General features: G+C 69.7%; 23 protein-coding genes and 1 pseudogene. 13 read left to right on the top strand and 11 right to left on the bottom strand.

Annotated elements, in window-relative coordinates; all coding sequences use genetic code 11:
- The 4 genes and pseudogenes from HV826_RS28225 to HV826_RS28210 all read right to left on the bottom strand — a co-directional run.
- Positions 1 to 227, bottom strand: a pseudogene (locus HV826_RS28225) (serine protease); the annotation flags it as partial.
- Positions 228 to 339: 112 nt separating this feature from the next.
- Positions 340 to 1,680: a DUF1552 domain-containing protein gene (locus tag HV826_RS28220; protein ID WP_176420061.1), complete on the bottom strand. Its 1,341-nt coding sequence runs from the start codon at positions 1,678 to 1,680 to the stop codon at positions 340 to 342.
- On the bottom strand, positions 1,677 to 3,281 hold the full coding sequence (locus HV826_RS28215; protein ID WP_255217454.1) for a DUF1592 domain-containing protein: 1,605 nt from the start codon (positions 3,279 to 3,281) through the stop codon (positions 1,677 to 1,679). Before HV826_RS28215 ends, HV826_RS28220 begins: the two co-directional genes overlap by 4 nt.
- Positions 3,282 to 3,575: 294 nt before the next feature.
- Positions 3,576 to 5,630 (bottom strand): M3 family metallopeptidase, encoded by a 2,055-nt coding sequence (locus HV826_RS28210; protein ID WP_217918817.1) that lies wholly within the window; start codon positions 5,628 to 5,630, stop codon positions 3,576 to 3,578.
- 99 nt (positions 5,631 to 5,729) lie between these two features.
- On the opposite strand from HV826_RS28210, the gene HV826_RS28205 reads away from it, so the two are divergent.
- The 4 genes from HV826_RS28205 to HV826_RS28190 all read left to right on the top strand — a co-directional run bounded on the left by HV826_RS28205 (position 5,730) and on the right by HV826_RS28190 (position 8,533).
- Positions 5,730 to 6,551 (top strand): protein-glutamate O-methyltransferase CheR, encoded by an 822-nt coding sequence (locus tag HV826_RS28205; RefSeq protein ID WP_176420060.1) that lies wholly within the window; start codon positions 5,730 to 5,732, stop codon positions 6,549 to 6,551.
- Between the two features lie 120 nt (positions 6,552 to 6,671).
- Positions 6,672 to 7,571, top strand: coding sequence for a hypothetical protein (locus HV826_RS28200; RefSeq protein WP_176420059.1), 900 nt, complete (start codon positions 6,672 to 6,674; stop codon positions 7,569 to 7,571).
- A gap of 3 nt (positions 7,572 to 7,574) precedes the next feature.
- Positions 7,575 to 7,952, top strand: coding sequence for a hypothetical protein (locus HV826_RS28195; RefSeq protein ID WP_176420058.1), 378 nt, complete (start codon positions 7,575 to 7,577; stop codon positions 7,950 to 7,952).
- Positions 7,953 to 7,975: 23 nt separating this feature from the next.
- A complete protein-coding gene (locus tag HV826_RS28190; protein WP_255217453.1) occupies positions 7,976 to 8,533 on the top strand; it encodes a hypothetical protein in 558 nt (185 codons plus the stop codon).
- 79 nt (positions 8,534 to 8,612) lie between these two features.
- Here the strand turns inward: HV826_RS28190 and HV826_RS28185 are convergent, their stop codons facing one another.
- Complete coding sequence (locus tag HV826_RS28185) at positions 8,613 to 9,014, bottom strand: hypothetical protein (protein ID WP_176420057.1); 402 nt, start codon at positions 9,012 to 9,014, stop codon at positions 8,613 to 8,615.
- Between the two features lie 164 nt (positions 9,015 to 9,178).
- Here HV826_RS28185 and HV826_RS28180 point away from each other — a divergent pair, with 164 nt between their 5' ends.
- Entirely contained in the window at positions 9,179 to 9,838 is a 660-nt protein-coding gene (locus HV826_RS28180) for a hypothetical protein (protein WP_255217452.1), read from the top strand.
- 61 nt (positions 9,839 to 9,899) lie between these two features.
- On the opposite strand, the gene HV826_RS28175 is transcribed toward HV826_RS28180, so the two are convergent.
- Positions 9,900 to 10,127 carry a hypothetical protein gene (locus HV826_RS28175; RefSeq protein WP_176420056.1) on the bottom strand — a complete coding sequence of 76 codons (228 nt, stop codon included), beginning with the start codon at positions 10,125 to 10,127 and terminating at the stop codon, positions 9,900 to 9,902.
- Positions 10,128 to 10,563: 436 nt separating this feature from the next.
- Between HV826_RS28175 and HV826_RS28170 the strand changes: the two genes are divergently transcribed.
- Complete coding sequence (locus HV826_RS28170) at positions 10,564 to 11,073, top strand: hypothetical protein (RefSeq protein WP_176420055.1); 510 nt, start codon at positions 10,564 to 10,566, stop codon at positions 11,071 to 11,073.
- Positions 11,074 to 12,496: 1,423 nt separating this feature from the next.
- Complete coding sequence (locus HV826_RS36735) at positions 12,497 to 13,030, top strand: hypothetical protein (RefSeq protein WP_217918819.1); 534 nt, start codon at positions 12,497 to 12,499, stop codon at positions 13,028 to 13,030.
- 331 nt (positions 13,031 to 13,361) lie between these two features.
- Here the strand turns inward: HV826_RS36735 and HV826_RS28160 are convergent, their stop codons facing one another.
- From HV826_RS28160 to HV826_RS28140, 5 genes are all read right to left on the bottom strand, one after another.
- Positions 13,362 to 13,733, bottom strand: a complete 372-nt coding sequence (locus HV826_RS28160) for a HEAT repeat domain-containing protein (RefSeq protein WP_176420054.1) — start codon at positions 13,731 to 13,733, stop codon at positions 13,362 to 13,364.
- A gap of 115 nt (positions 13,734 to 13,848) precedes the next feature.
- Entirely contained in the window at positions 13,849 to 15,279 is a 1,431-nt protein-coding gene (locus HV826_RS28155; RefSeq protein WP_255207759.1) for a serine/threonine-protein kinase, read from the bottom strand.
- 160 nt (positions 15,280 to 15,439) lie between these two features.
- Positions 15,440 to 15,928 (bottom strand): hypothetical protein, encoded by a 489-nt coding sequence (locus tag HV826_RS28150; RefSeq protein ID WP_176420053.1) that lies wholly within the window; start codon positions 15,926 to 15,928, stop codon positions 15,440 to 15,442.
- Positions 15,929 to 16,034: 106 nt separating this feature from the next.
- Positions 16,035 to 17,543, bottom strand: a complete 1,509-nt coding sequence (locus tag HV826_RS28145) for an HAD-IG family 5'-nucleotidase (protein ID WP_176420052.1) — start codon at positions 17,541 to 17,543, stop codon at positions 16,035 to 16,037.
- Between the two features lie 95 nt (positions 17,544 to 17,638).
- Entirely contained in the window at positions 17,639 to 18,190 is a 552-nt protein-coding gene (locus HV826_RS28140) for a glutathione peroxidase (protein ID WP_176420051.1), read from the bottom strand.
- 109 nt (positions 18,191 to 18,299) lie between these two features.
- Here HV826_RS28140 and HV826_RS28135 point away from each other — a divergent pair, with 109 nt between their 5' ends.
- From HV826_RS28135 to map, 6 genes are all read left to right on the top strand, one after another.
- On the top strand, positions 18,300 to 18,917 hold the full coding sequence (locus HV826_RS28135; RefSeq protein ID WP_176420050.1) for a hypothetical protein: 618 nt from the start codon (positions 18,300 to 18,302) through the stop codon (positions 18,915 to 18,917).
- Positions 18,914 to 19,153, top strand: coding sequence for a hypothetical protein (locus HV826_RS28130; protein ID WP_176420049.1), 240 nt, complete (start codon positions 18,914 to 18,916; stop codon positions 19,151 to 19,153). Before HV826_RS28135 ends, HV826_RS28130 begins: the two co-directional genes overlap by 4 nt.
- A 156-nt stretch (positions 19,154 to 19,309) precedes the next feature.
- Positions 19,310 to 19,957, top strand: coding sequence for an START domain-containing protein (locus HV826_RS28125; RefSeq protein ID WP_255217451.1), 648 nt, complete (start codon positions 19,310 to 19,312; stop codon positions 19,955 to 19,957).
- Positions 19,958 to 20,121: 164 nt separating this feature from the next.
- The gene (locus HV826_RS28120; RefSeq protein ID WP_176420047.1) at positions 20,122 to 20,385 is read left to right on the top strand and encodes a TraR/DksA C4-type zinc finger protein; all 264 of its coding nucleotides are present in this window, start codon (positions 20,122 to 20,124) and stop codon (positions 20,383 to 20,385) included.
- A 120-nt stretch (positions 20,386 to 20,505) separates the two neighbouring features.
- Positions 20,506 to 20,727 carry a hypothetical protein gene (locus HV826_RS28115; RefSeq protein ID WP_176420046.1) on the top strand — a complete coding sequence of 74 codons (222 nt, stop codon included), beginning with the start codon at positions 20,506 to 20,508 and terminating at the stop codon, positions 20,725 to 20,727.
- Positions 20,724 to 21,719, top strand: coding sequence for a type I methionyl aminopeptidase (gene map, locus HV826_RS28110; protein WP_176420045.1), 996 nt, complete (start codon positions 20,724 to 20,726; stop codon positions 21,717 to 21,719). Before HV826_RS28115 ends, map begins: the two co-directional genes overlap by 4 nt.
- The last annotated feature ends 194 nt before the right edge of the window (positions 21,720 to 21,913 follow it).

Raw genomic sequence — 21,913 nt, 5'->3', positions numbered from 1 at the left:
GGCTTGGGGGCGGGCTGGGCGCGGGAGCGCGCCAGGTTGTGCGCGGCCACCATGTCCCGGGAGAAGTCCTTCGCCGCGGGGAGGGCCGAGGTGGGCTGCCTGGAGGCCACGGCCTGCCGGGAGGTGGCGTGCTGTCTGCGCCCCTGCTGGGTGCCACCCCCCGCGCAGCCGAGCAGCGGCAGCAGGAGCAGGGCGGACCAGCGGGAGGCGCGGGAGGAGGAAGGCATGAGGGGGATGATGCGCCAGGAAGCCCACTCATGCATGTGAAGCGTGCGCGGCGGGCACGGCGCGCGGTGGGCCGCCCGCTCGCATGCTCCGCCGCGCACGACACCGCGGGGACTAGACGAGGCCCGGCAGCGGGCCCGTCCCGTCGTCACCGAAGGTGGTGACGTTGGGCACGCCCATGGCCTGCATCAGGTAGATGTACAGGTTGGCCAGCGGGTCCTTCTGGTAGCGGAGGTGCCGGCCCGGCGTGAGCGCGCCGCCACCCTTGCCCGCCAGGATGATGGGCAGGTCGACGTGGTTGTGAGAGTCCCCGTCGCCGACTTCGCTGGAGAAGTAGACAATCGAGTTGTCGAGCAGCGACATGCCGTTGACCTCGATGACCGACTTCATGCGCTCCAGCAGGTACTGGAGGAGCGTCACCTCCCACTTGTCGATGGTGGCGAGCGCGTCGTAGTTGGACTGCACCTTCTGGTGGTGCGAGTACGTGTGGTGTGCGCCGCTGAGCCCCAGGAAGGGGTAGACCTTGTTGGCGCGCGCGTTGGCCAGCATGAAGGTGGCCACGCGGGTGAGGTCGCACTGGAAGGCGAGGACGATGAGGTCCATCATCGCCCGGGTCTTCGCCGTCGGGTCCTCGGACACGATGGGGGCTGCTCCCGTAGCGCAGGTCATGGATGGGACGGACACGTCCTCCACCTGCTTCTCCAGCTCCCGTACGCTGGTGAAGTACTCATCCAGCTTCCGCAGGTCCGCGGTGCCCAGCTGGCCCTGCAGCGCGGTGGCGTCATCGCGCACGACGTCGATGATGCTCTTGCCGTACGCGCGCCGCTTCTCGATTTGCGCCTGGGTCTCCCCGGGGATTCCGCCCGCGAAGAGCCGGTTGAACGCGGCCTGCGCGTTGGTCTCCTTCGCCACCGGCGTGCGTGGCCCCGACCACGCGATGTTGTTGGCATACGGGCACGCGTAGCCGGAGTCGCAGTTGCCGATGCCGCGGCCCGCGTCGATGCCCAGCTCCATGGACCCGTAGCGAGTGGCCCGCGTCGCCGTCAGGTGGTTGGCGATGACCTGGTCCATGGAGATGCCCACGCGGATGTTGGTGCCCTCCGTCTTGAACACCTTGGCGCAGGTCAGGAACGCGCCGGTCGCGGCGGCATGGTGGCCGTCGCCATCCGGGAAGGCGGGCATGTTCGCCAGGCCGGAGACGACCAGCAGGTCGTTCTTCACCGCCGCCAGGGGCTCCAGCGTGGGCGTCAGCTCCCACGCGGGGCCCTCCGTGCTGGGCGTCCACTTCTGCATGTGGATGCCGTTGGGCGTGTAGAAGACGGCCAGCCTGCGGGGCACGGTGCCCGGCGCGCCGTGTGCGTTGCGGGGAAGCATCTGCTCCAGCAGGGGCAGCGCCATCAGCGCCCCCGTCCCCCGCAGGACGGTCCGTCGCGAGAGTCTGAATTTCTTGCTCATGGCGTCTGCTCCTCCTCCGCGCCACGCTGCGTGAAGTGGCTGCTCGAGACGATGCTGAGGATGTAGTCGACGAGCCGCCCACCGCGGGCCTCGGCCTTGTCGGCGACAGCCTTCACCGCGCAGTGGTCGGCCTCGTTCAGGCCACGGCCCGTGGCATAGGTGAGCATGTGCTCGGTGATGCAGTGGGTCAGCTTGGGGTCCTCCTTCAGGTAGCGCTGCATGTCGCGCACGCCGTTGAGGATGGCGCCGTCGGGCATGTCACCCGTGGCGTCCACGGGCGCGCCGCTCACCTCCTGGAGGCGCCAGCGGCCAATGGGGTCGAAGTTCTCCATCGACAGCCCCAGCGGGTCCATCAGCCGGTGGCAGCCCTGGCACGCCGGCGCGCTGCGGTGCAGCGCCATGCGCTCCTTCATCGTCATGTCCGGAGTGATGGGCGGCGGCAGGTTCTCCACGTCCGGCGGCGGCGGCGGCGGCGCCGAGCACAGCAGTTGCTCCAACACCCAGACGCCGCGCTGCACCGGTGAGGTGCGGTCCGGGTTGGACGTGACGGTGAGCAGCGAGCCCTTGCCGAAGATGCCGCTGCGCTCCGGGTGGCCCGTGAGCTCCACGCGCTGGTGCGTGGGGCTGCCGGGCAATGGCAGGCCGTAGTGGGCGGCCAATGGGTCGTTCACGTAGGTGAACGGCGCGTCGATGAGGTCCTTCAGCTTGTGGTCGCCGGAGATGAACTCCGCGAAGAAGAGCTCCGTCTCCGTGCGCATGGCGGCGCGCAGCTCCTCGTTGAACGCGCCATAGAGTGTGCCGTCCGGCGTGGCGGTGCCCAGCGCGCGGGTGAAGAGCCACTGGCCAGCGAAGTTCTCCACCAGCGCGCGTGCCTTCGGGTCCGCGAGCATGCGCCGCACCTGGGCCTCCAGCTCCGCGGGGTCGCTCAGTTGCCCCGCCTCGGCGGCGGCGAACAGCGCGTCGTCCGGCATGCTGCTCCACAGGAAGTAGGAGAGCCTGCTGGCCAGCTCGAAGTTGTCGAGCGTGTACGGCTCGGTGCTTCCCGGCGGCGCGTCCTTCTCCACCCGGAAGAGGAAGTGCGGTGAGACGAGCACCGAGCGCAGGGCCAGCTTCACGCCCACCTCGGGCGGGTCCGCGTGCTGGCTCGCCAGGCTGACGAAGGTCATCAGCTTGTCGACCTCTGCCTGCTGCACCGGCCGGCGCCAGGCGCGGCGGGCGAAGTTGGAGAGGATTTCGTGCGCGCACGGCGCCGGGTTGAGCGGGTCCAGCGCGCAGGAGTTGAAGACGCCGCGCGTCCAGGCGTCTTCCACCAGCCGCTCCGCCGCGGCGGAGTACTTCTCCATCAACAGTGGGGACAGCGAGAGCACATCGGCGATGTTGTCGAAGCCGTAGCCGTGGTCATCGATGGGGAAGTCCTTGGCCGGCTGGGTGGTGTCCCCCAGCAGGTCTCTCACGGTGGCGTTGTATTCCGCGCGGTTGAGGCGGTGGAGCGTGACGCGTCCCGGATTCTGGGGCGCGCTCTCGCACTCGCCTTCCACCGGGGGCTGCCCCGGTGGAACCGGCTCCCCTGGCACCTCCTCGTCGGGTTTGACCCGTGCCATCGGGTCGTCATCAGTGCAGCTGGTCACCAGCAGGGCGAGAGTCACGCCCGCAAGGAAGCGCCAGCCCCCTCTTCGTCGATGCATCATGGGTGTCACGTCGGCTACCCCCCCTCCACACTGCCCCATACGAAGCCGGGACAGCCGAAGCCGTAGCAAGGCGCTCTCCAGCCAGGGACGTAGCCTGGCGGACCTCTCCGTTGTTTCAGGGGGTAGGACGGCGTTGGCTACCCGGAAGCGCGCTGGGAAGAGTTTTGCGCGAGTGGGTAGCGAAGTTCCCGGTGAGGGAACCGCGGACTACTTCGCGTCGAGGTAGGCGCGGTACGCGTCGAAGCCGTACTCCCGCCCGAGGAAGTCCTTCACCAGCTCGGCGGCGGGCTTGGAGCCGCCGGGCTCCAGCACGGCGCGGCGGTACTTCATCGCCGTCTCCCGGTCGAGGAAGCCCTTCTCCTGGAACTCGGTCTCCAGGTCCTTCGCGATGACGGAGGACCAGAGGTACGTGTAGTACGCCGCCGAGTAGCCATCCAGGTGCCCGAAGGCCACCTCGAAGTGCGTGCCGTCCCGGTGCTCGTGCTTGAAGGGGCTGAGCTTGTCCTGCAGGGCCACCAGGGCCTCGGTGGTGTCGAAGCCCGGCTCGCGCGAGTAGTAGTCCAGGCTCACGGCGGACAGGAAGAGCTGCCGCCGCGCCCACAGGCCCTGGCCGAACGCCTTCGACGCGCGGAGCTTCTCCACCAGCTCCGCGGGGATGGGCTGGTTCGTCTCGTGGTGCTTCGCGAACTCCTTCAGCACCTCCGGGTTGCCCGCCCACTGCTGGAGCAGCATGGACGGCGTCTCCACGAAGTCCCACTCCACGCGGGTGCCCGCGATGCCCGCCCACTTCAGGTGCCCGCCGAAGATGGCGTGCAGCAGGTGGCCGAACTCGTGGAAGAAGGTCTCCACCTCGTCGTACGTCATCAGCTCGCCGGGGCGCGCGAAGTTGCACACCAGCGACGCCTCCGGGTAGCGCTTGCCGGCCTGGCCCGCGACGAGGTCGAACTGCGCCGCGTGCTTGTACTTGTCGTCACGCGGGTGCATGTCCAGGTAGATGCGGCCCAGCAGCGTGTCGCCATCGAACACGTCGTAGGTCTCCACCTCCCGTTGCCACACCTGGGCGTCCTTCACCGGCTTGTAGGTGATGCCCCAGAGGCGCGAGGTGACGTCCATCACCCCCGCCTTCACCCGGCTGTACTCGAAGTAGGGCCGCACCGCCTGCGAGTCGAAGCTGTAGCGCTCCGCGCGCAGCCGGTCCTCGTAGAAGTCCTGGTCCCAGGGCTCCAGCACCTTGGCGCCCCGCACGTCCTGCTGCTTGCGCGCCAGCAGCTGCGCGTACTCCTGCTTCGCGCGGGCCTCGGTGGCCACGCCCAGCCGGTCGATGAAGTCCGCGGCCGCCTGCTGCGTGCGCGTCATCTTCGTCTCGGTGGTGTACGCGGCCCAGCTCGCGTAGCCCAGCAGCGTGGCCAGCTCGTGGCGTTTGGCGATGAGCCGCGCCAGCACGTCCTGGTTGGCCGGGTACGCGCGCTGACGGTAGGTGCGCCACAGCTTCTCGCGCGCCTTCGCGTCCTTCGCGTACGTCATGAAGGGGAAGTAGTCAGGGTAGTTGGTGGTGATGACCACTTGCCCGTCCGCGCCCGGCGGGTGCGCCTTGCGGTAGTCCTCCGGCAGGCCGTCCAGCTCGGAGGGCTTGAAGCTCGCCTCGCGGACGTCCTCGGCGATGTTCTTGCTGAACTGCTGCCCCAGCTTGAGCAGCTCCTCGTTGAGCGACTTCACCTTGGCGCGGGTGGCGTCGTCGCGGTCCACGCCGGCGCGGCGGAAGTCGAGCAGCGCGCGCTCCATCCAGTACCGGGTCGCCGCGTCCGCGCCGGACAGGTCCACCGCGGCCAGCACGTCATAGACGCCGCGGTCCTGGGACAGCGCCACGTTGGCGGAGTCCACGCGCTGCTCACACTCGCGCGCGGCGTCGCGGAAGGCCGCTTCTGGATGCACCTCGCGCGCGAGGCTGGAGCGGTTGGCCGCGGCGAGCAGCGAGCCCAGGGCATCGTCATAGGCGGCGAGCACGGCCTGGCCGTCCGCGCGCGCGTCCAGCGCCTTGATGGCGGTCACCTGCGCGCGGGTGCGCTCGAGGTCCGCATCACACGCGGCGGTGAAGTCGGCCAGGGTGCCGGCGAGGACGCTGGCGCCTTCGGGAGGCGGCACGGGCTTGGGCGCGGCGGCGGGGGCCTGCTGCGCGGTGGGCTCGGGGGCCGCGGCGGGGGTGTGCGTGCAGCCGGCCGACGCCAGTGCCGCGCAGAGGGTGAGGGCGCTCAGTCTCTTCAAGGGTGGGTTCCTCCAGGGGCCAACGACAACGCCGGAGCGTCATGCCACATCCCGTCCGCCTCCGCTCGTGCTGACATCCAGGAGGAGGAGGCCGACCCGATGACGGACCGTGAATGCGTGGAGCTGTTGCAGTGGGCCGCGCCCCGCCTGCGCCTGCGCTGGGAGGGCTTCCGGCGCGTGCGGGGGCAGGTGTGCAAGCGCATCGGCCGCAGGCTGAAGGCGCTGGGCCTGCCAGACGCCGGAGCCTACCGTGCCCGGCTGGAGGCCGAGCCCGCGGAGTGGGACGTGCTCGACGCGCTGTGCCGCGTCACCATCTCCCGCTTCTACCGGGACGCGCGCGTCTTCGAGGTCCTGCGCCATGACTTGCTCCCCGCCCGGCTGGCGTCGCTGCGCGCGCGAGGAGAGGCCACGCTGCGGGCGTGGAGCGCGGGCTGTGCTTCCGGTGAGGAGCCCTACACGCTGTCGGTGCTCTTCCAGTTGGGGTTGGAGCCGCGCTTCCCGGGAGCGCGGCTGGCGTTGGTGGCCACCGATGCGGACGCGGCGCTGCTCGCGCGGGCGGCGCGGGGCTGCTATCCGCGTGGGGCGTTGCGCGAGCTGCCTCGTGCGTGGGCGGAGCGCGCCTTTCCGGGACCCGGCGACGAACCGTGCCTGGCGCCGGAGTACCGGCGGGCAGTGGACTTTCGCCAGCAGGACTTGCGCTCCCAGATGCCCGACGGGCCCTTCCACCTGGTGCTGTGCCGCAACGTCGCCTTCACCTACTTCGCGCCGCCGCTTCAGCGCGAGGTGCTGTCACGGCTGGTGGCGCGGCTGGCCCCTGGTGGACTGCTGGTGATTGGCGGTCATGAGTCCCTGCCCGAAGGAGACTTCGGCCTGATGCGCGCCGCTGGCCCGCTGCCTGTCTTCGCGCGGACAGACGCCTGAGACCGCCGGGCTCTGGCTACGAATTCGTCCGGTGCGAGCATTCCGCGTCGCTGGGCCGTGCTCCCCTGACGTGAGCGGGAAGGAGGGTTCGGGCCTGCTCCTGGCCGGGGGAATCCGAGGATGCGCACGAACCTGTGGTGGAGCGTGGTGCTGGTGGCGTGTGCTTGTGGCGGCGCCGCGAAGACGGGTGACGCGCTCCGCTCGCGGCAGGCGGGGCTGTCGCTCTCCGCCGCGCCAGGAGGCGTCCAGGGCACCTTCGTCCATGAGGACGATGATGCGGTGACGTTCTCCTCTCGCGAGGTGGAGCCAGGGGTGTACCGGCTGGAGGTCCGGCTGCGCGGGCTGACGCTCACCGGGTTGATGGAGCCGGCCAGCGGCGTCTCCACGCTGGATGGCTTCGCGGAGGCGAATGCCGCGGACGCGCAGATGGGCGCCGCGGACCGCGCGCTGCTCACCGCCCTCTATCGCGAGCTCGACGCGGCGCTCCCCAAGGGAGACGCGGCGGCCCCCGCGGCCATGTACCTGCGCCGCGCGGTGAGCGTGTGGTCCCAGTACCCGGACACCGTGGGGCTGCGGCGCGTGGTGATGGGCGAGAAGGGACGTGGCTACACGACGTTGTGCAGCTATGCGCGGTGCAACGGGCGCGACTCGGGCAGCTGCGAGGGGCGCTACAACTGGTACGCCCACGCGACGCATGACTGCGACCGGGGCGGCTTCGACTGGCCGGGCAATCAGCAACTGGCCCAGCTCGGTGACCACTATTCGTGTAACGGGGACGAGTTCTATCTGGCCGGTGATACCTGGCACTGCGGTTCACCCAATCACTGGCACCGGCCGAAGGTGGTGGGCAACTGCTTCGGGCGCTGCGGCAGCACGTGCGGCGGGGACACCCAGTACACGGTGGACGCCACCAACCACGACAGCTGCGTGCGCAATGGCCACATCCTGGTGAGCGGCTGGTGCAATGACCAGTTCGTCGCCGCCGTGGATGACGAGCTGTTCGCTCCCAACTGCTACTGAGCCATGTCACGACGGTCCCCGCCAGCGAGGTGGATGGGGTGGCTGATGCTGGCCGCGCTCGGGTGTTCCTTTGAAGCGCCGAAGACGCGGGCCGCGGAGGCGGCGGTGCGCCACTTCTTCTCGGCGCTGCCCGCGGGCGACTGCGAGGTGCTGGCACCGCTGCTGGCCACGGGGGGAAGCGCGAGACCCTGTGTGGAGACGGTGCGTGAGCTGCGGGGGCATGGCCTCACGCTGGTGGAGATTGTCGAATCGACGGTGGACGGGCGCGACGCCGAGGCCGTCCTCGTGCGGGCCCGGGTGGCCCATGGTGGACGCGAGCGTCCGGCACCGTGGTTGCTACGCGTGGAGCGTCAGGACGGCGACTGGCGGGTGCGCTTCTGAGCGCCGGGGCGGGGAGGGGGACCATGCGGATTCGTTACCGTTTGATTCTGGCGGGTGCGGGCGTGCTCGCCGTGGCACTGGGCAGCGTGGAGTTCTGGCCCCAGTCCGAGCCGGCGCCGCTGCCCGCCGCGATGCGCTCCATGGCCGTGCCTCCGGCTCCACCTCCACCCGCGCCGCCCCCCAGGGTGGTGCCGGTGAACGCCGCCGAGGTGCCCGCTCCGGCGCCTCCGCGCGAGGTGCCCCAGGTCACGGTGGCGCGGATGGAGCCAGAGCCCGTGGAGCCAGAGCCGGAGCTGGAGGACGCGTCACTGCCTCGTCCCGAGGACAACGACGACCTCGAACCCGAGCTGCCGCAGACAGCCCAGTGGGAGCTGGAGAAGACGGCGCGAGTGGCGGCGCTGGTGGAGCGAGACGTGGTGCGGCTGGCGCGCGAGCGAGAAGACGCCGCGGCACAAGGTGACGTGCGGCGGGGCGAGCAGCTTGACGTGCTGCTTCAGCGCAGCCTGGAGCAGCTGCGCGACCTGCACGAGGAGGTTCGCAGGCTGGCCGCGGTGGTGAACGGCGTCGCCCCCTCGGAATGAGCGCCAGGGGGCCGGACGCCGAGGAGGCCCTGGCGGCGCCTTCCGTGGCCTGGAGGCAGGGCTCCAGACTGGGAGGGCCTCAGGCGCGGATGCTCGTCTTCCGCGTGCCCGCTCTTTTGTAGACCTTGCCCGCCGTCAGCGGAGTCGTATCGCCGCGTCCTGTCGTCTTCTTGGGACGGCCCTCCTTGCGGTAGGCCACGGCGGCCGCCGACGGCAGCGTCTTGCGCCGCGACGTGCTGCTCTGGCCCGGCTCCGGTTCGGGCAGCTTGCGGCTCTTCGCCGTGAGGCCCGTCCCTGGCGCGTGGCGGGGGCTGACGCTGCGGTCCGCGAAGGTCCGTTTGCCCAGGGCTCGCCGGCCGCTCTTCTTCGCGTGGTGCGTGCTGTCCTCGCTGGAGAGGTGCACATCGGTGGGCTTGAGCTCCAGCGTCGTCCCCTGCCGCTTCGCGCGCTTCACGCGCTCCGTCTGACTCTTCTCTGGCATGCCACCTCCAGCGACACAGGTAGGAATGCCGCGCGGAGGATGCCAGGGAGCAGCGAAGCGGCCGGGGCCCGGTGCCCAAGCCTGGTGGTGCCTCCGAAGCGTCCGTCATGGCCTTCCGGGACGGGTTGCGGCGGCGCGGGGCGAGGTGCTCCGATGGTGGGGCCATGCGCCGCGCTCGAAGCTCCCTGGATGCGCCGTACCTCTCGCTGGAGGCGAGCGAGCTCCGCATCGTCTGCCCTGGCTGCGGGCATGCCGTCACGGTGAGCGCCGAGGCCCTCTGCATGAAGTGCGGCGCGAGCCTGGAGGCGGCCCTGAGCGCCGCGCGAGGTCCGCCGCCTCCGTTGCCCCCGCGCCGGTTGACCCGGGCACAGCGCGCGGCCGTCTCGCGGCCCAAGCTGCACAAACACTACATGCTGGGAACGCTGGGGCTGTGGGCGGGGGTGATGCTGCTCCCGGTGGGTCTGCTCTTGGTGCGGCCCCTGCTCCTGCAAGCCGCCATCTTCATTGGGGTGGGGTTGCTCTTCCGGCGCACGAGCTGGCCGGTGGCGCTGCGGCGCGAGCAGCGGCGCCAGTTGAAGGCGTTGGTCTGGGGATTGCCGGCCGCGGCGGAAGTCACGCGGGTGGAGCGTCAGGTGGCGCCTTCGCTGCATGCTGGGCGCCTGGTGCAGCTCAACTACGTCTTCACGGTGCATGGCCAGCGCGTCGAAGGGAGTCTGCCTTCGACGCACGCGGCGGACCTGCTGCGGCGCCCGGGAGAGCGCGTCTGGGCCGTCTACGTGGCGGAGGACCCTGGCGCCAGCGCGCTGTGGCCACCGGCCCCCTGAAGCGAGCATGGCCCCTGCCCCGGAGGTCGCGAGGCAGGGGCCGCGTCACGACGTGTCTGTGTTATCCGCCGTGAAGGGGCAGGCGCTTCTTCGGCCCGCCAATGTGCTTCACGTTCATCTCGCTGGGGGTCTTCTTGCGGCCCTTGAGCGCCGTCGCGCGGCGCCGATGACTCTTGGGCTCATGCGCCTCGGCGGCGGGGCCCAGCGTCACGCGCTCCAGCGTCTTCTGCCGCCGCAACGCGGCCGCGTCATCGTGGGGCAGCGTCTTGCGCCCCTTGCTGGCCTGCACGCTCGGTTGGGCTCCGTGCGCGTCGACCCGCCGCCTGTTCTTGATGCCTGCCACTGTCGTCCGAACGGCCATGTTGCCTCCCTCCGGGTGAGGTAAGGACGGCGCCCCGGCTTTTCCATCCCCTCCGTCAATCGCCCCGGGTCGGACTTGAACGTTCACCTGAGACAACCTGCTTCGCGGCCCAACGCTGTACTCAAGGTTGCCGCAAGGGACGTGCCGCTTCGTGGTCTGTAGAATTCACTGCCGGGACTGTGAAGCGCGCTCCCCCTGGATGGCATGCGGCTTTCCTTTACGCCTGATGCCACCTGTCCGGCGGGATGTGGCACTTGTCATTGAGGCGATACTCGCCATTTCGCCAGACCATGAAATCCGCTGGCACAAGGGGTGCTCTCTCCACTCGCACGACCGCCTGTTCGGTCGACAGGAGAGGGATCCGATGAAGAAGAGCATTGGCCTTGCGCTCGCTTTGACAATCATTGCTTGCGGCAAGGCCCAGGACGATGAAATGCCGCCAGTCGAGCCCGTGGAGGGAAATACGGCGCAGACCGTGGCGGTGCGGTTGCTGGGCGTCCGCGGCTCGGGGCCGGTGCGCGTGCAGGTCTCCGCGCTCGAGTTGACGGTCGACGGCAACCCGCTTTCGTCTCAGCTGGGTGGCAGTGAAATCGACCTCGGCAACGAAGAGAACGCGTGGGCCGTGACGACGTTTGACCTCCCGGTCGACGCGCGCAAGGTCGGGATCCGGTTGAAGTTTGACCCGGAAGGCATCGTGGAGCGCAACGGGAAGACGCAGTTGCTCGACCTGAGTGGGCCACCGGTCTCGTTGATCGCGGACGCCGCGCAGCTCCGAAAGCGCAGCAAGGTCGTGCTTGAGATCGACCTCGCGCGCTCATTGGTCGACCGTGGCGAACAGGTCTTCATGTTTCCGGAGTTCATTGTTCGCTACTGATGAGACTTCGAGCATCACGGCCACATGCGGTGAATTCAAACTGTAAGCAGAAATGAAAGGTAGATGGGGGAGTATGCGTTTTGGATGGCTATTGGCAACAGCGGGCCTGCTGACAGGCAATGTCGCGCTTGCGCATGAATTGGCGTGTGACAAGCGAGTGAACGGGGAGCTCATCTACGAGATTCAGTCGTACCCGGCGCCGCTCGAATGGACGATGAAGGTGCGCAATGTGCACCCAACGGGCGCGTCGACGGTCGATGTAGTGGAGGACCGACTGCTCACCGATGCGTTCGGTTGGGTCCCCACTCGGACGCCGCCGTACACGCTGGCCGTTGGAGAGTTCTATACCGAGCGCTACACGGTCACGGTGAACTCGTTCGAGGAGTGCAAGCAGCTCGCGCTGGCTGATGGTTCGAAAGACGAGCTCATCGACAACGTGTTCTCCGCGTCCTGGGACGATGGTGAGATTCAATGCCGGGCTCGCGTCGTCTGCCTGCCGCTCTGCCCGCCCGGGACCTGCATCGGCGAACAGGGACCTCCGGGGCCCGAGGGACCTCTGGGGCCCGAGGGACCTCCGGGCGAGGATGGGCTCCAAGGGCCCGTGGGGCCTCAAGGCGTGCCAGGCGTCGCTGGACCGCAGGGGGTGCCCGGCGTCGCCGGTCCAGTGGGTCCTCCCGGAGAGACGGGCGCCACCGGACCTGCGGGGCCGGCTGGGCCCGCGGGTGAGACGGGCGCCACGGGCCCTGCTGGGCCCGCGGGTGAGACGGGCGCCACGGGCCCTGCGGGGCCGGCTGGGCCCGCGGGTGAGACGGGCGCCACGGGCCCTGCGGGGCCGGCTGGGCCCGCGGGTGAGACGGGCGCCACGGGCCCTGCGGGGCCGGCTGGGCCGGTTGGTGAGACGGGTGCCACGGGCCCTGCGGGGCCGGCGGGGCCGGTTGGTGAGACGGGCGCCACGGGCCCTGCGGGGCCGGCTGGGCCGGTTGGTGAGACGGGTGCCACGGGCCCTGCGGGACCGGCTGGGCCTGTTGGTGAGACGGGTGCCACGGGCCCTGCGGGACCGGCTGGGCCTGTGGGTGAGACGGGTGCCACGGGACCTGCGGGACCGGCTGGGCCTGTGGGTGAGACAGGTGCCACGGGCCCTGCGGGGCCTGCCGGGCCGGCTGGGCCTGCGGGTGAGACGGGCGCCACGGGACCTGCGGGGCCGGCTGGGCCGGCGGGTGAGACGGGCGCCACGGGACCTGCGGGGCCGGCTGGGCCTGCGGGGCCGGCTGGGCCTGCCGGAGAGACGGGCGCCACGGGCCCTACGGGGCCGACTGGGCCCGCGGGTGAAACGGGTGCGACGGGGCCTGCTGGGCCGACGGGGCCTGCTGGTGAAACGGGCGCGACGGGGCCTGTCGGGCCGACGGGGCCCGCGGGGCAGTCCGTGGTCGGTGCGTCCGAGCCCCCCGGGGCGAACTGCACCTATGGGGGCGTCCAGTACACCTCCGCGTCGGGCATCAACTATGTCTGCAATGGGGCTCCGGGCGACACGCTGGCCTTCGGGTACTTCTATGCCCTGATGCCGCCCGACAACGCGGCGACCGTTGCTGCCGCGTCCGCGGTGGACTTCCCGCGCGATGGCGCAACGAACGGAATCAATCGGGCCAGCGACAGCGAGTTCATCCTGCCCGCGATTGGTGTCTACGAAGTCTCCTGGCAGGTGAGCGTCACCGAGGCCGGGCAGCTCATCCTGGGGCTCGACAGTGGTGGCGGGGTCGTGGAGCAGATCAACACCGTGGCTGGCCGCGCTACCGGAGCGTCTCAAATCATGAACCACGTCTTGATCACGACGACCGTGGTGAACTCGGTGCTCACCGTCCGCAATCCCGCGGGGAACTCGCCGGCACTGACGATTACGCCCCTCGCTGGCGGAACGCGCGCCGTCTCCGCCTCGCTGGTCATCAAGCAGATTCAGTAGCTGGACCCCCGGAGAGGCCATTCGACACGTTCGAGTGGCCTCTCCTCAGGGGCGATGGTCCGTAGGGCGCTGCCGGACGTGACGTCGACCGTGTTCGTCAGGGCCTTCCGTGGGCGAAGGGAAGACGGATGGAGCCCGGTGCTACGTCGACGACCCGTTGCCACGCCGGGGCGGGCGGGTGCTGGTGGTTCTTTGCCTCCCTCCGGGTGAGGTAAGGACGGCGCCCCGGCTTTTCCATCCCCTCCAGGGGACGGCGGAGGTCATTACTCACCTGCCTGCCGGGATGAAGAGATGCCGCGCGCTGTCTGGATGCGTTCGCGCGCGTTCGACTTCATGAGGGTGGGTATCTCCCGCTCTTCCACTCCCGGAGCGTCAGTGCGGCACTGAGCCCGACCTGGCTCATCGGCGTCGCGGCCAGTTCCTCCAGGGTGCGCTCCGCCTTTTCGGAAGCAAACTTCACTAAAGCCGTTGCGGCCCAGTATCGGGTTCCGGGCTCGGTCACCGTCAGGAGGTTCAGCAGGGGCGGCAGCGCGGCGGGCCCTCGTGTGTTCAGCTCGTCACGAGCTGCTGCGGCGGCGTCGTACTCGCGGTTGGCTGCCTGGGTTTTCCGTGCGTTCAGCAGGCTCCCATGCCGCGCCGAGACCTCCCGAAAATGGTCCACCAACCGGGCGGTATCGAGATTTCCGAGTCCGTGCGCCTTCATGGCAGGACGCCGAACCACGGAAGAAGGGCTACGCGCCAGGAGGCGAGCCGCGCCGACAAGTCGCAACGTCATGTGTCCTCGCTGTCGGCCCCGTCGACTACATCAAGCAAGGTGTTTAAAAGGGTGGCTCTGAAGGGCCCGAGGTAGATGGTCGCGCGGATGGGAACGTGGGGCCGTAGCACGCGCCTTTGTAGACGATGTAGTTCCAGTCTGGGTCGCAATCCTTCAGCGCTACGTCTAGCTTCACCCAACACCCACCATTGATGGGGATTTGTGTCTTGCTTGGGCAGCGGCCTGCGGCATCTGTTCGCGTCTGGCCTGGGATGGGCCTGGGAGGAGGCTCTACGGCGATGGTTGACCACGCAGATGGAGCCCGCCGCAGTGGTCCCGGGGCCGTCAATGCGGAGTCTCCGACGGCCACCGTGCCGCCATCCTTCACGACCTCGGACTTGGATGCGTGAGCCTGCTCGGCTCCCTCGGAGTCCGCGCGCAGCATCCACATTGCGCCAAGTGCCATGGCGCTTCCCAGAGCGCCTGCTACCGTGACCCATGTCCACCGAGTCCACCTGGACGCTTGAGGCACGGCGTGGTGGGCGTCAGCCCCAGCGTCGCTAGACCGGGAGTCCTCCTGGTCAAAAAGTGGCAGATCCGCCTCGGGGCCCGCCTGGGTTGCGGCCCGTGTCAGCGCTTCGGCCAGTGCTTGGGGGCTACCGCGTGCCTCGGGCTGCACGGCCAGCATCTGGGATACAAGCGCGCTCAACTCCGCGCAGCATCGACCGTTGACTGCGCATGGCGGGTGAACCCCCGGGCCCTTCGGATTCCAGGCGTGGCGCGCATCATCCAGTTGCGCCGTTGCGAGCGGGTACTCGTTGGTTACGAGCCGGTAGGCTGTTACCCCCAACGCGAAGACATCATCCGCAGGTCCGGGTGCGTAGGCGGAAGTCGACGCACGCGTGGGATGCCGCGCCGAGCGCCACGCCTCTGGTGAGCGATAGGGGGGCGTCCCCGGAGGAAACGGCGGTGGCGTGAGGGGGGCGGCACCTACGTAGTGTCCTGACCCGAAGTCGATCAAGAAGACCTGGTCGTCCGTAGCACGCACCAGCACGTTGTATTCCTTCACATCTCTGTGGACCCCGCCCGCGGCGTGGGTGGCCTCAAGCGCACTCGCGAGGCTGGCGAGGACGTTGAGCACCTGTCGCGAGGTGGTCCGTCGCACTCGCCCCCACTCGGATAGGGACACGCCCTCTATCCACTCCATGGCGAGGTAGGGGTGCGTGGCGCCCGCCGCTTGCTGCCAGCTCCCATGGTCCACCAGTCGCGGGACGCTCCGATGGCGGATCCGAGCGAGGAGTTCCGCTTCGCGAGTGAAGCGCTCATCGCCTGGGTGCAGTGCGACTTTGAGCGCAACGGGCTCAGAGTCGCCTGCTGCATTGATTGCGCGGTAGACGGCGCCGTAGGTCCCCCACCCTCGGCGCTCCAGCACGCGCCACCGCCCTACGCGTGTTCCGGGTGGCAAACGTGCTGGATTCAGGGTTCCAGGTCCCATTGCAGACCCCGTGCAAAGAGGAGGGGCGCTACGCTGGCGGCGAGTCTACTTCCTGGAACGGAGGGTGTCAGGGACACCTCTCGGTTTCCGGAGCACCCTCCAGTGACGCCCCCTCCGGCAGTGAACGGGATCGCCAGGACGTGCGCCCAGGGGCCCGGCGCTACGTCGACGAGCCCTTGCCACGCCGGGGCGGGCGGGTGCTGGTGGTGCTCTCCGGCGGGAACAGCCAGCCGTCCGTGCCGCGCGGGGCGCTGTTGCTGGTCCGCGACGTCTCCGTGGGCTCCAGGTGCAGGCCCCGGCAGCCGCGGCACCAGGACTGGGGCCGGCGCTCACCGCGCATGATGCGGTAGCCGAAGTCCTGCGCCGTGGGGCCCCGGTGGCCGCAGCGGGGGCAGGTGCTCAGGGACGTGACGCCCGTCTCCTTCGCCTTCTGCTTGCCATGCTCCACCACCAGCGCCAGCGCCGCGGCGAACCCCACCCGCCGCTCCGAGGCGACGTGGAAGCGCCGGGCGCGCTTGCGGCCCTTGCCGCCCAGCACCGGTTCCAGGTCCATTCCCCCAAGCAGGTTGCGCTGCTCGAGGATGCGCGTCGAAGAGCTGTTCGCGGTCGAGTGGCTCACAAGAGCACTCATACCGGGGCGGTCTGACATGCCCCGTGGAGGCGGATGCCTGCCTGCCCTCGCCTCGGAGGGGCACTGAACGAAAGTTCAATGAATCCAAGGCTCTACACATCCGCCCCGCCCGGTAGGACGCCGGCTACTCCCCGCCGTCCGCGCCGGACAGGCCGCCGCCGGCCTCGCTGGTGCCGAAGACGGGGGTGCCGCCGGGCAGGCTCGGGTCATGCGGGAGGCTGCCGCGCGGGCTGCGCAGGTAGACGAAGGGCGTGGCGAACAGGAAGTTGGACACGCGCGACGTGTAGATGTCCGCGTACCGCTCCACCTGCCGGGCCAGGTGGCTCTTGTCGTTGCCCGCGCGCGTCAGCAGGCCCCAGATGGGGTTGGACAGCTCGGTGGCCGCGCGCGCCAGGGGCCCCAGCTCCGCGTCCAGCGCCTCCACCTCCGCGCGCAGCGTGGCCTGCCGCGCCACCAGCTCCGCCTCCGTCGGCGTGTCAGTACGCGGGCCGTACTGGAAGCGCCGCCGCTGGAGCTCCAGGCGAATCTGGCGGCTCTCCGCCTCCAGCCGCTCCTTGACCACCATGCGCTCGGCCAGCCGGGTCTCCGTGGCGCGGAACGCGGCGATGGAGCGCACCTCGTCCTCCAACTCGCGCAGGATGAGCGCCGTGCGCCAGCGCAGCACGTTCTTCGTGACATGCACGTCGCCGAACATGTGGTCGCCCACGTAGAGAATCTGGTCACCGCTCATGCCCAGGTGGCGCTCCAGCTCCACCGCGCTGCCGCCGAAGTACGGCGTGCCGGGCTTGAAGGGGCCTGAGTGCGGACGCAGCAGCGCCTCGCCGCTGGACTCCACGACTTCGAAGAGCGACGAGCGCGTGGTGAAGAACTCCGGCTTGCGCGCGGAGACAATCACCACGTCGAAGAGCTGCCGCCACGTCATGCCGTCGGGCAGGTGCCGGTCGAAGGCGAAGTGCATCATGGGCTCGGTGTAGGCCCACTCGCTGTTGGTGATGAGCAGCAGCTTCTTGCCGGCGTTGCGCTGGTCCAGCAGCGCCAGCGGCGTCTCCGGGTCGTCGATGACGTAGCGCTCCGGGTCGGCGATGATCTCCGCCTTCAGCCGCCCCTGCATGTGCGTGGCGTCCAGGTTCTTCCGGACGTGCTCGTAGAGGTCCGAGTAGCCCATGGGGCCCGGGAGCTGGCCGGCGTCCAGCCGGTCCACGAGCTGCGCGTAGATGCACGCCTCCGACAGCGAGAAGAGCGTGTTGAGGAACACCCAGCGCCGCTCATGCAGGTCGATGATGGTGCGCGCGTATTCGTCGCGCTGCGCCTCGAAGCTCATGGCCTGCGTGCCGTGCAGCGCCTTCTTCACGAAGCCGAAGCGGTTGGCCTTGAGGAGGTTGCCCTTCTCCGTGTCGATGATGAGGCCGCGCATCGACAGCTCGGGGTCGAACGACAGGTCCGCCACCGGCCAGCCCTGCTCCACGAGCCGGTCGCGGATGTGCTCGTAGGCGCGGCGCTCCCACGCCTCCACATGGTAGTGGATGAGCGTGTAATCCATGTCGTAACCCACCGCCTTGATGGCGCGCAGGTTGAGGGTGCGGTTGCAGAACAGCCCGCGCTCGGGCGGGGGACCAGGAATGAACGTGCTCATGGCCCCCCTGGCTTGCCCCGGAGCGCGCGAAAAGTCACTGCTTTCGTCAGGGCCCGTCCGCTGGACGGCAGAAGTCCAGCGGCACCCCGGCCGGCTCAGGCCTGCTTCGCGAGCTCCGCGTCGATGGCGGCCAGCAGGCGCGCGTCGTCCGCGGCGACGTCCGGCGCGAACCGCGCGGCGACGCGGCCATCACGCCCCACGAGGAACTTCTCGAAGTTCCACTGCACCTCCGGCGCGGGGTTGGCGGTGATGCCGTAGCCCTGCAGCCGGCTGCGCATGGGGCCTTCACCCACGGCGTCCGGGATGGCGCCCGTCAGCGCGTGGTAGAGCGGGTGCTTGTCCGCGCCCACCACCGAAATCTTGGAGAACAGCGGGAACTTCACGTCGTAGGTCAGCGTGCAGAAGTCCTTGATCTCCGCCTCGCTGCCCGGCTCCTGGCCCAGGAAGTCGTTGGCCGGGAAGCCCAGCACCTCGAAGCCCTCGGCGCGCTTGCGCTCGTAGAGCTGCTCCAGGCCTTCGTACTGCGGCGTCAAACCGCACTTGGAGGCCACGTTGACCACCAGCAGGACCTTGCCCTTGAACTGGCTCAGTGACTGCGGGGCACCGTCAATGGACTTGAGGGGAATGTCGTAGAGGTTCTGGCTCATGCCTCACCCTATAACCGCTCGGTGGGGAGTAGGCCGGGGAGATTGTAAAATCCAGAATTGACGACTATCCATCACCTCCTCTCAACCTTCCCTCATTGGAGGTCTGCCCATGTCGTGGACGATTCGGAGCCTGCTCCTTGGTGTCTTCCTGCTGTCCGGCTGCAAGCACGCGGGAGGCGGCGTCACCCCCACCCCGACGCAGCCGCAGGCCTGTGATGCGCAGCAGGCGCAAATCTCCCGCGAGGCCGACGAGCGCGCCAGCCCGTGGAGCGTGGAGCAGCACCTGGCGAAGAACTTCCCCGGGAAGAAGGTGTCGTGGCTGATGACGGACTCCGCGTACCAGAACTTCGTGGTGAAGCCGAACGCGCAGAAGTTTGGCCGCTGCAATGACAGCGGCTGTTACCTGTTCGCCGCGCCGTCGGAGACCATCCAGGCCGCCGTCGAGAAGTCGATGGTGGACGGCGCGCATGACCCGGCGGTGATTGGCCAGGCGCTGGGCCTGCCGGCGAAGAACTTCGAAGGGCCGCTGCGGATGATGACGCTGGACCTGGCGGCCACCGGCGTGTGCGTGCGCCTGCCCGTGGACAGCGACCCGGGCGTGTGGAAGTGCACCAGCGAGGCGGACACGGACTGCTTCAAGTTCGGTGGCTACACCTCTGGCGGCGTGCCGGAGCTGATGGTCATCGACGCGCCCGTCTCCCAGGCGGTGGTGACGGAGATTCCGTGAGCGAGGAGCAGGTCCTCATCCAGAGCCCGCTGATGTACCGGCTGGTGCGCTCGGCGGAAGGGGCGCTCTTCCTCGACGTGGTCGTGGGAGGCATCGCCCAGTTCACGGTGCGGGTGGTCCTCACCGCCCAGGAAGCGGAGGCCTACGGCCGGCTGGGCCGCCCCTACGCCGACCGTCTGGCGATGGATGTCATGGCCAGCCCGGCGTTCGGTGGGCGGGCCATCCGCGTGCCGTAGGGCGCGGCGAGGGCTGGCCGCCCCGGGCCATCTTGGAGGGTGGCTCGGGGGCGGTGCTTGCGTGGGCCCGTTGCACCTTCGTGAATGCGCCGCCGCGCCTGGGTGTCGGAGGCTGACGTGACGTCACCTCCGGCCCGAGCCGCGAAGGAAGCTTGCATGAAGATGCTGTGGAGTGGGGCGGCCCTGTCCGCCTGTGTGCTGGGGCTCGCCGCCGGTGCGGCCCGCGCCGAAGCGGCGTGGAAGACGGTGGCGGAGAAGCCCTACGTGGTGAAGGTCCGCGCGCGCCCGGGCTCCGAGGCCAAGGACGTGTGGGCGGAGGGCGAGCTGGCCGCGAGCGCCGCGGACGTCCAGGCGGTGCTGCGGGACGTGGACGCCTACCGGCGTTGGATGCCGTACGTGAAGGAGTCCCGCATCCTGAAGGACCTGCCGGACGAGGGCCAGCGCACGTACACGAAGCTGGACCTGCCGGTGGTGTCCTCGCGCGACTACATCTGCGACGTGGTGCTGGAGTCCAAGCTGGCGGAGGACGGCTCGGGGGTGTTCGCGCAGCGCTGGCAGGCGACGCCGGACGCCATTCCCCAGCGGCGCGGCACGGTGCGTATCCGGCTCAACGAGGGGAGCTGGCGCGTGGAGCCTCGCGGCGAGGGGAAGTCCCACGCCGTGTACCGCTTCAGCGTGGACCCGGCCGGCTCCATCCCTGGCTTCCTGGCGCGCATGGGGCAGAAGGACGCCGTGGAGGACACGTTCCGCGCGGTGGAGAAGCGCGCCCGGGAACGCGCCGCGTCCCGCGCGAAAGCGAAGTGACGCCAGCGCGCCGCAACCGATGCGGGGCCCTGGCCGGAGTACGCAAGCCTTGCGCGCCTCCAGGGCTGTCGCGCCGCGCACCGCAAGGCACGCTTCCTGAAAGCATTATCTCCCGCTGGGCCGCGGGTTGGCAGTGGCCGGGGTGGCAGCAGTAGGAGGCGAACGTGGAGCTGCTGGCTCGGGAGGCCCAGGAAGCATTGCGGCAACGCAGCCATCGGCTGCGCGCCCGGGCCTCGTCGGGGGTGGGAGGGCTGTCCTTCACCCAGGCGGAGGCGCAGGAGCTGCGGGACATCGAGGAGGCGCTGACGCGCATCGCCCAGGGTGAGTTCGGCCGGTGCGCGCGCTGCGGCGGGGCCATTGGCCGGCACCGGCTGCGCGCTGTACCAGAGGCCCGGCACTGCCTGACGTGTGCTGCCCTGGCGCGCTGAAGGCCCGCTCCCTGCCCGGGCGGGCGACGTTGCCTGGCGCGCAGGGGCGCCGCCCCGCCTGGGAAAGAAGCCGTGCACGGGTGCGTGTCTAGGGGTATAGACACGCCCGACATGTGTCCCATGGTGAAGACCGAAGACCTGATTGACGCTCAGGCGGTGGCCGGGTTGCTGCGCCTGCGCCACTCCAACAGCGTCAGCACCTACCTGCGCCGCTATCCCGACATGCCCCGGCCCGTCCTGGACCTGGGCACGGGGCGGCCCCGGCTTTGGCTTCGTCCCCAGGTGGTGCGCTGGATGCGCGCCCGTAAGCCCGAGCAGCTCCGCGCTGGAGGTGAGTCATGACTACCGCCGTTCCCCGTACCCCGCCCGCCGTGCTGCCGGGGCCCAACGACGCCTGCTGGTGTGGCAGTGGCACCAAGTACAAGAAGTGCCACCGCGGCGCGGACGCCGCCGAGGCGCGCAAGAAGGGCCCGGACGTCCTCCGCAAGGGCGTCCGCCCGGGTGTCATCAGCCCCCGCCGCGAGGTGCCGCTCCACATCCCCCGTCCGGACTACGCGCTGACGGGCCGTCCGTCGCGCAAGGACGTGGGCTCCGACATCAAGACGCCGGACGTCATCGCCCGCATGCGCAAGGCGTGCAAGGCCGCCGCCGAGGTGCTGCGGGAGGTGGGCTCGCACGTGCGTCCGGGCATCACCACGGACGAGCTGGATGCGATTACCCACGAGGCGTACATCAAGCGGGGCGGCTACCCGAGCACGCTCAACTACCACCGCTATCCGAAGTCGCTCTGCACGTCCGTCAACGAGGTCATCTGCCACGGCATCCCGGACAGCCGGCCGCTGGAGGACGGGGACATCGTCAACCTGGACGTCACCATCTACCTGGATGGCGTGCACGGTGACTGTTCGATGACGGTCTTCGTGGGCAACGTGGACGAGGAGAGCCAGCGGCTGGTGCGCGTCACGCGCGAGTGCCTGGAGCTGGGCATCGCCGCGGTGAAGCCGGGCCGGCCCATCAGCGATATCGGCCGCGCGATTGAGACGCATGCCACCCAGAACGGCATGAGCGTGGTGCGCGCCTACTGCGGCCACGGCATCGGCGAGACGTTCCACACCTCGCTCCAGATTCCGCACTACTACGAAGCCGAGGCCGACACCGTCATGCAGCCCGGCATGATTTTCACCGTCGAGCCGATGATCAACCTGGGCGGCTGGGGTCACCGCACCTGGGATGACGAGTGGACCGCCGTCACCGCTGACGGCAGCCGCAGCGCCCAGTTCGAGCACACCCTGCTCGTCACCGAGCAGGGCGCGGAGATCCTCACCGTGCCGTGAGCCCGTGGACGCGCGCGGCCGGGTGCTTCCGGCCGCGCGCTCCGGCTCCCCGGCGGTCGCTGTCAGGGACGTAGCCCGTCGGGTGAGCGCGGCCCCGCGCAGGCGCGCGCCGCTCGGGGACCGGGAGCCCGCTCAGGCATTCGTGCTAGAGATTCCGGGGAGGGGGATGTGGTCTCATCGTCACGGGAAGTCAC

The sequence above is a fragment of the Myxococcus sp. AM010 genome (assembly GCF_013372585.1).
Classification (GTDB): Bacteria; Myxococcota; Myxococcia; order Myxococcales; family Myxococcaceae; genus Myxococcus; species Myxococcus vastator.
The sequence above is the reverse complement of the archived record's forward strand: the minus strand, read 5'-3'. Positions and strand labels throughout refer to the sequence as shown.

Excerpts from the sequence above, each read along its gene's own strand:
- HV826_RS28215 (WP_255217454.1), bottom strand. The coding sequence starts at position 3,281 with ATGGCACGGGTCAAACCCGACGAGGAGGTGCCAGGGGAGCCGGTTCCA.
- HV826_RS28205 (WP_176420060.1), top strand. The coding sequence starts at position 5,730 with ATGACGGACCGTGAATGCGTGGAGCTGTTGCAGTGGGCCGCGCCCCGC.
- map (WP_176420045.1), top strand. The coding sequence starts at position 20,724 with ATGACTACCGCCGTTCCCCGTACCCCGCCCGCCGTGCTGCCGGGGCCC.
- HV826_RS28150 (WP_176420053.1), bottom strand. The coding sequence starts at position 15,928 with ATGTCAGACCGCCCCGGTATGAGTGCTCTTGTGAGCCACTCGACCGCG.
- HV826_RS28160 (WP_176420054.1), bottom strand. The coding sequence starts at position 13,733 with ATGAAGGCGCACGGACTCGGAAATCTCGATACCGCCCGGTTGGTGGAC.
- HV826_RS28220 (WP_176420061.1), bottom strand. The coding sequence starts at position 1,680 with ATGAGCAAGAAATTCAGACTCTCGCGACGGACCGTCCTGCGGGGGACG.
- HV826_RS28180 (WP_255217452.1), top strand. The coding sequence starts at position 9,179 with ATGCGCCGCGCTCGAAGCTCCCTGGATGCGCCGTACCTCTCGCTGGAG.
- HV826_RS28125 (WP_255217451.1), top strand. The coding sequence starts at position 19,310 with ATGAAGATGCTGTGGAGTGGGGCGGCCCTGTCCGCCTGTGTGCTGGGG.
- HV826_RS28170 (WP_176420055.1), top strand. The coding sequence starts at position 10,564 with ATGAAGAAGAGCATTGGCCTTGCGCTCGCTTTGACAATCATTGCTTGC.
- HV826_RS28155 (WP_255207759.1), bottom strand. The coding sequence starts at position 15,279 with ATGGGACCTGGAACCCTGAATCCAGCACGTTTGCCACCCGGAACACGC.
- HV826_RS28145 (WP_176420052.1), bottom strand. The coding sequence starts at position 17,543 with ATGAGCACGTTCATTCCTGGTCCCCCGCCCGAGCGCGGGCTGTTCTGC.
- HV826_RS28115 (WP_176420046.1), top strand. The coding sequence starts at position 20,506 with ATGGTGAAGACCGAAGACCTGATTGACGCTCAGGCGGTGGCCGGGTTG.
- HV826_RS28190 (WP_255217453.1), top strand. The coding sequence starts at position 7,976 with ATGCGGATTCGTTACCGTTTGATTCTGGCGGGTGCGGGCGTGCTCGCC.
- HV826_RS28195 (WP_176420058.1), top strand. The coding sequence starts at position 7,575 with ATGTCACGACGGTCCCCGCCAGCGAGGTGGATGGGGTGGCTGATGCTG.
- HV826_RS28140 (WP_176420051.1), bottom strand. The coding sequence starts at position 18,190 with ATGAGCCAGAACCTCTACGACATTCCCCTCAAGTCCATTGACGGTGCC.
- HV826_RS28135 (WP_176420050.1), top strand. The coding sequence starts at position 18,300 with ATGTCGTGGACGATTCGGAGCCTGCTCCTTGGTGTCTTCCTGCTGTCC.
- HV826_RS28185 (WP_176420057.1), bottom strand. The coding sequence starts at position 9,014 with ATGCCAGAGAAGAGTCAGACGGAGCGCGTGAAGCGCGCGAAGCGGCAG.
- HV826_RS28200 (WP_176420059.1), top strand. The coding sequence starts at position 6,672 with ATGCGCACGAACCTGTGGTGGAGCGTGGTGCTGGTGGCGTGTGCTTGT.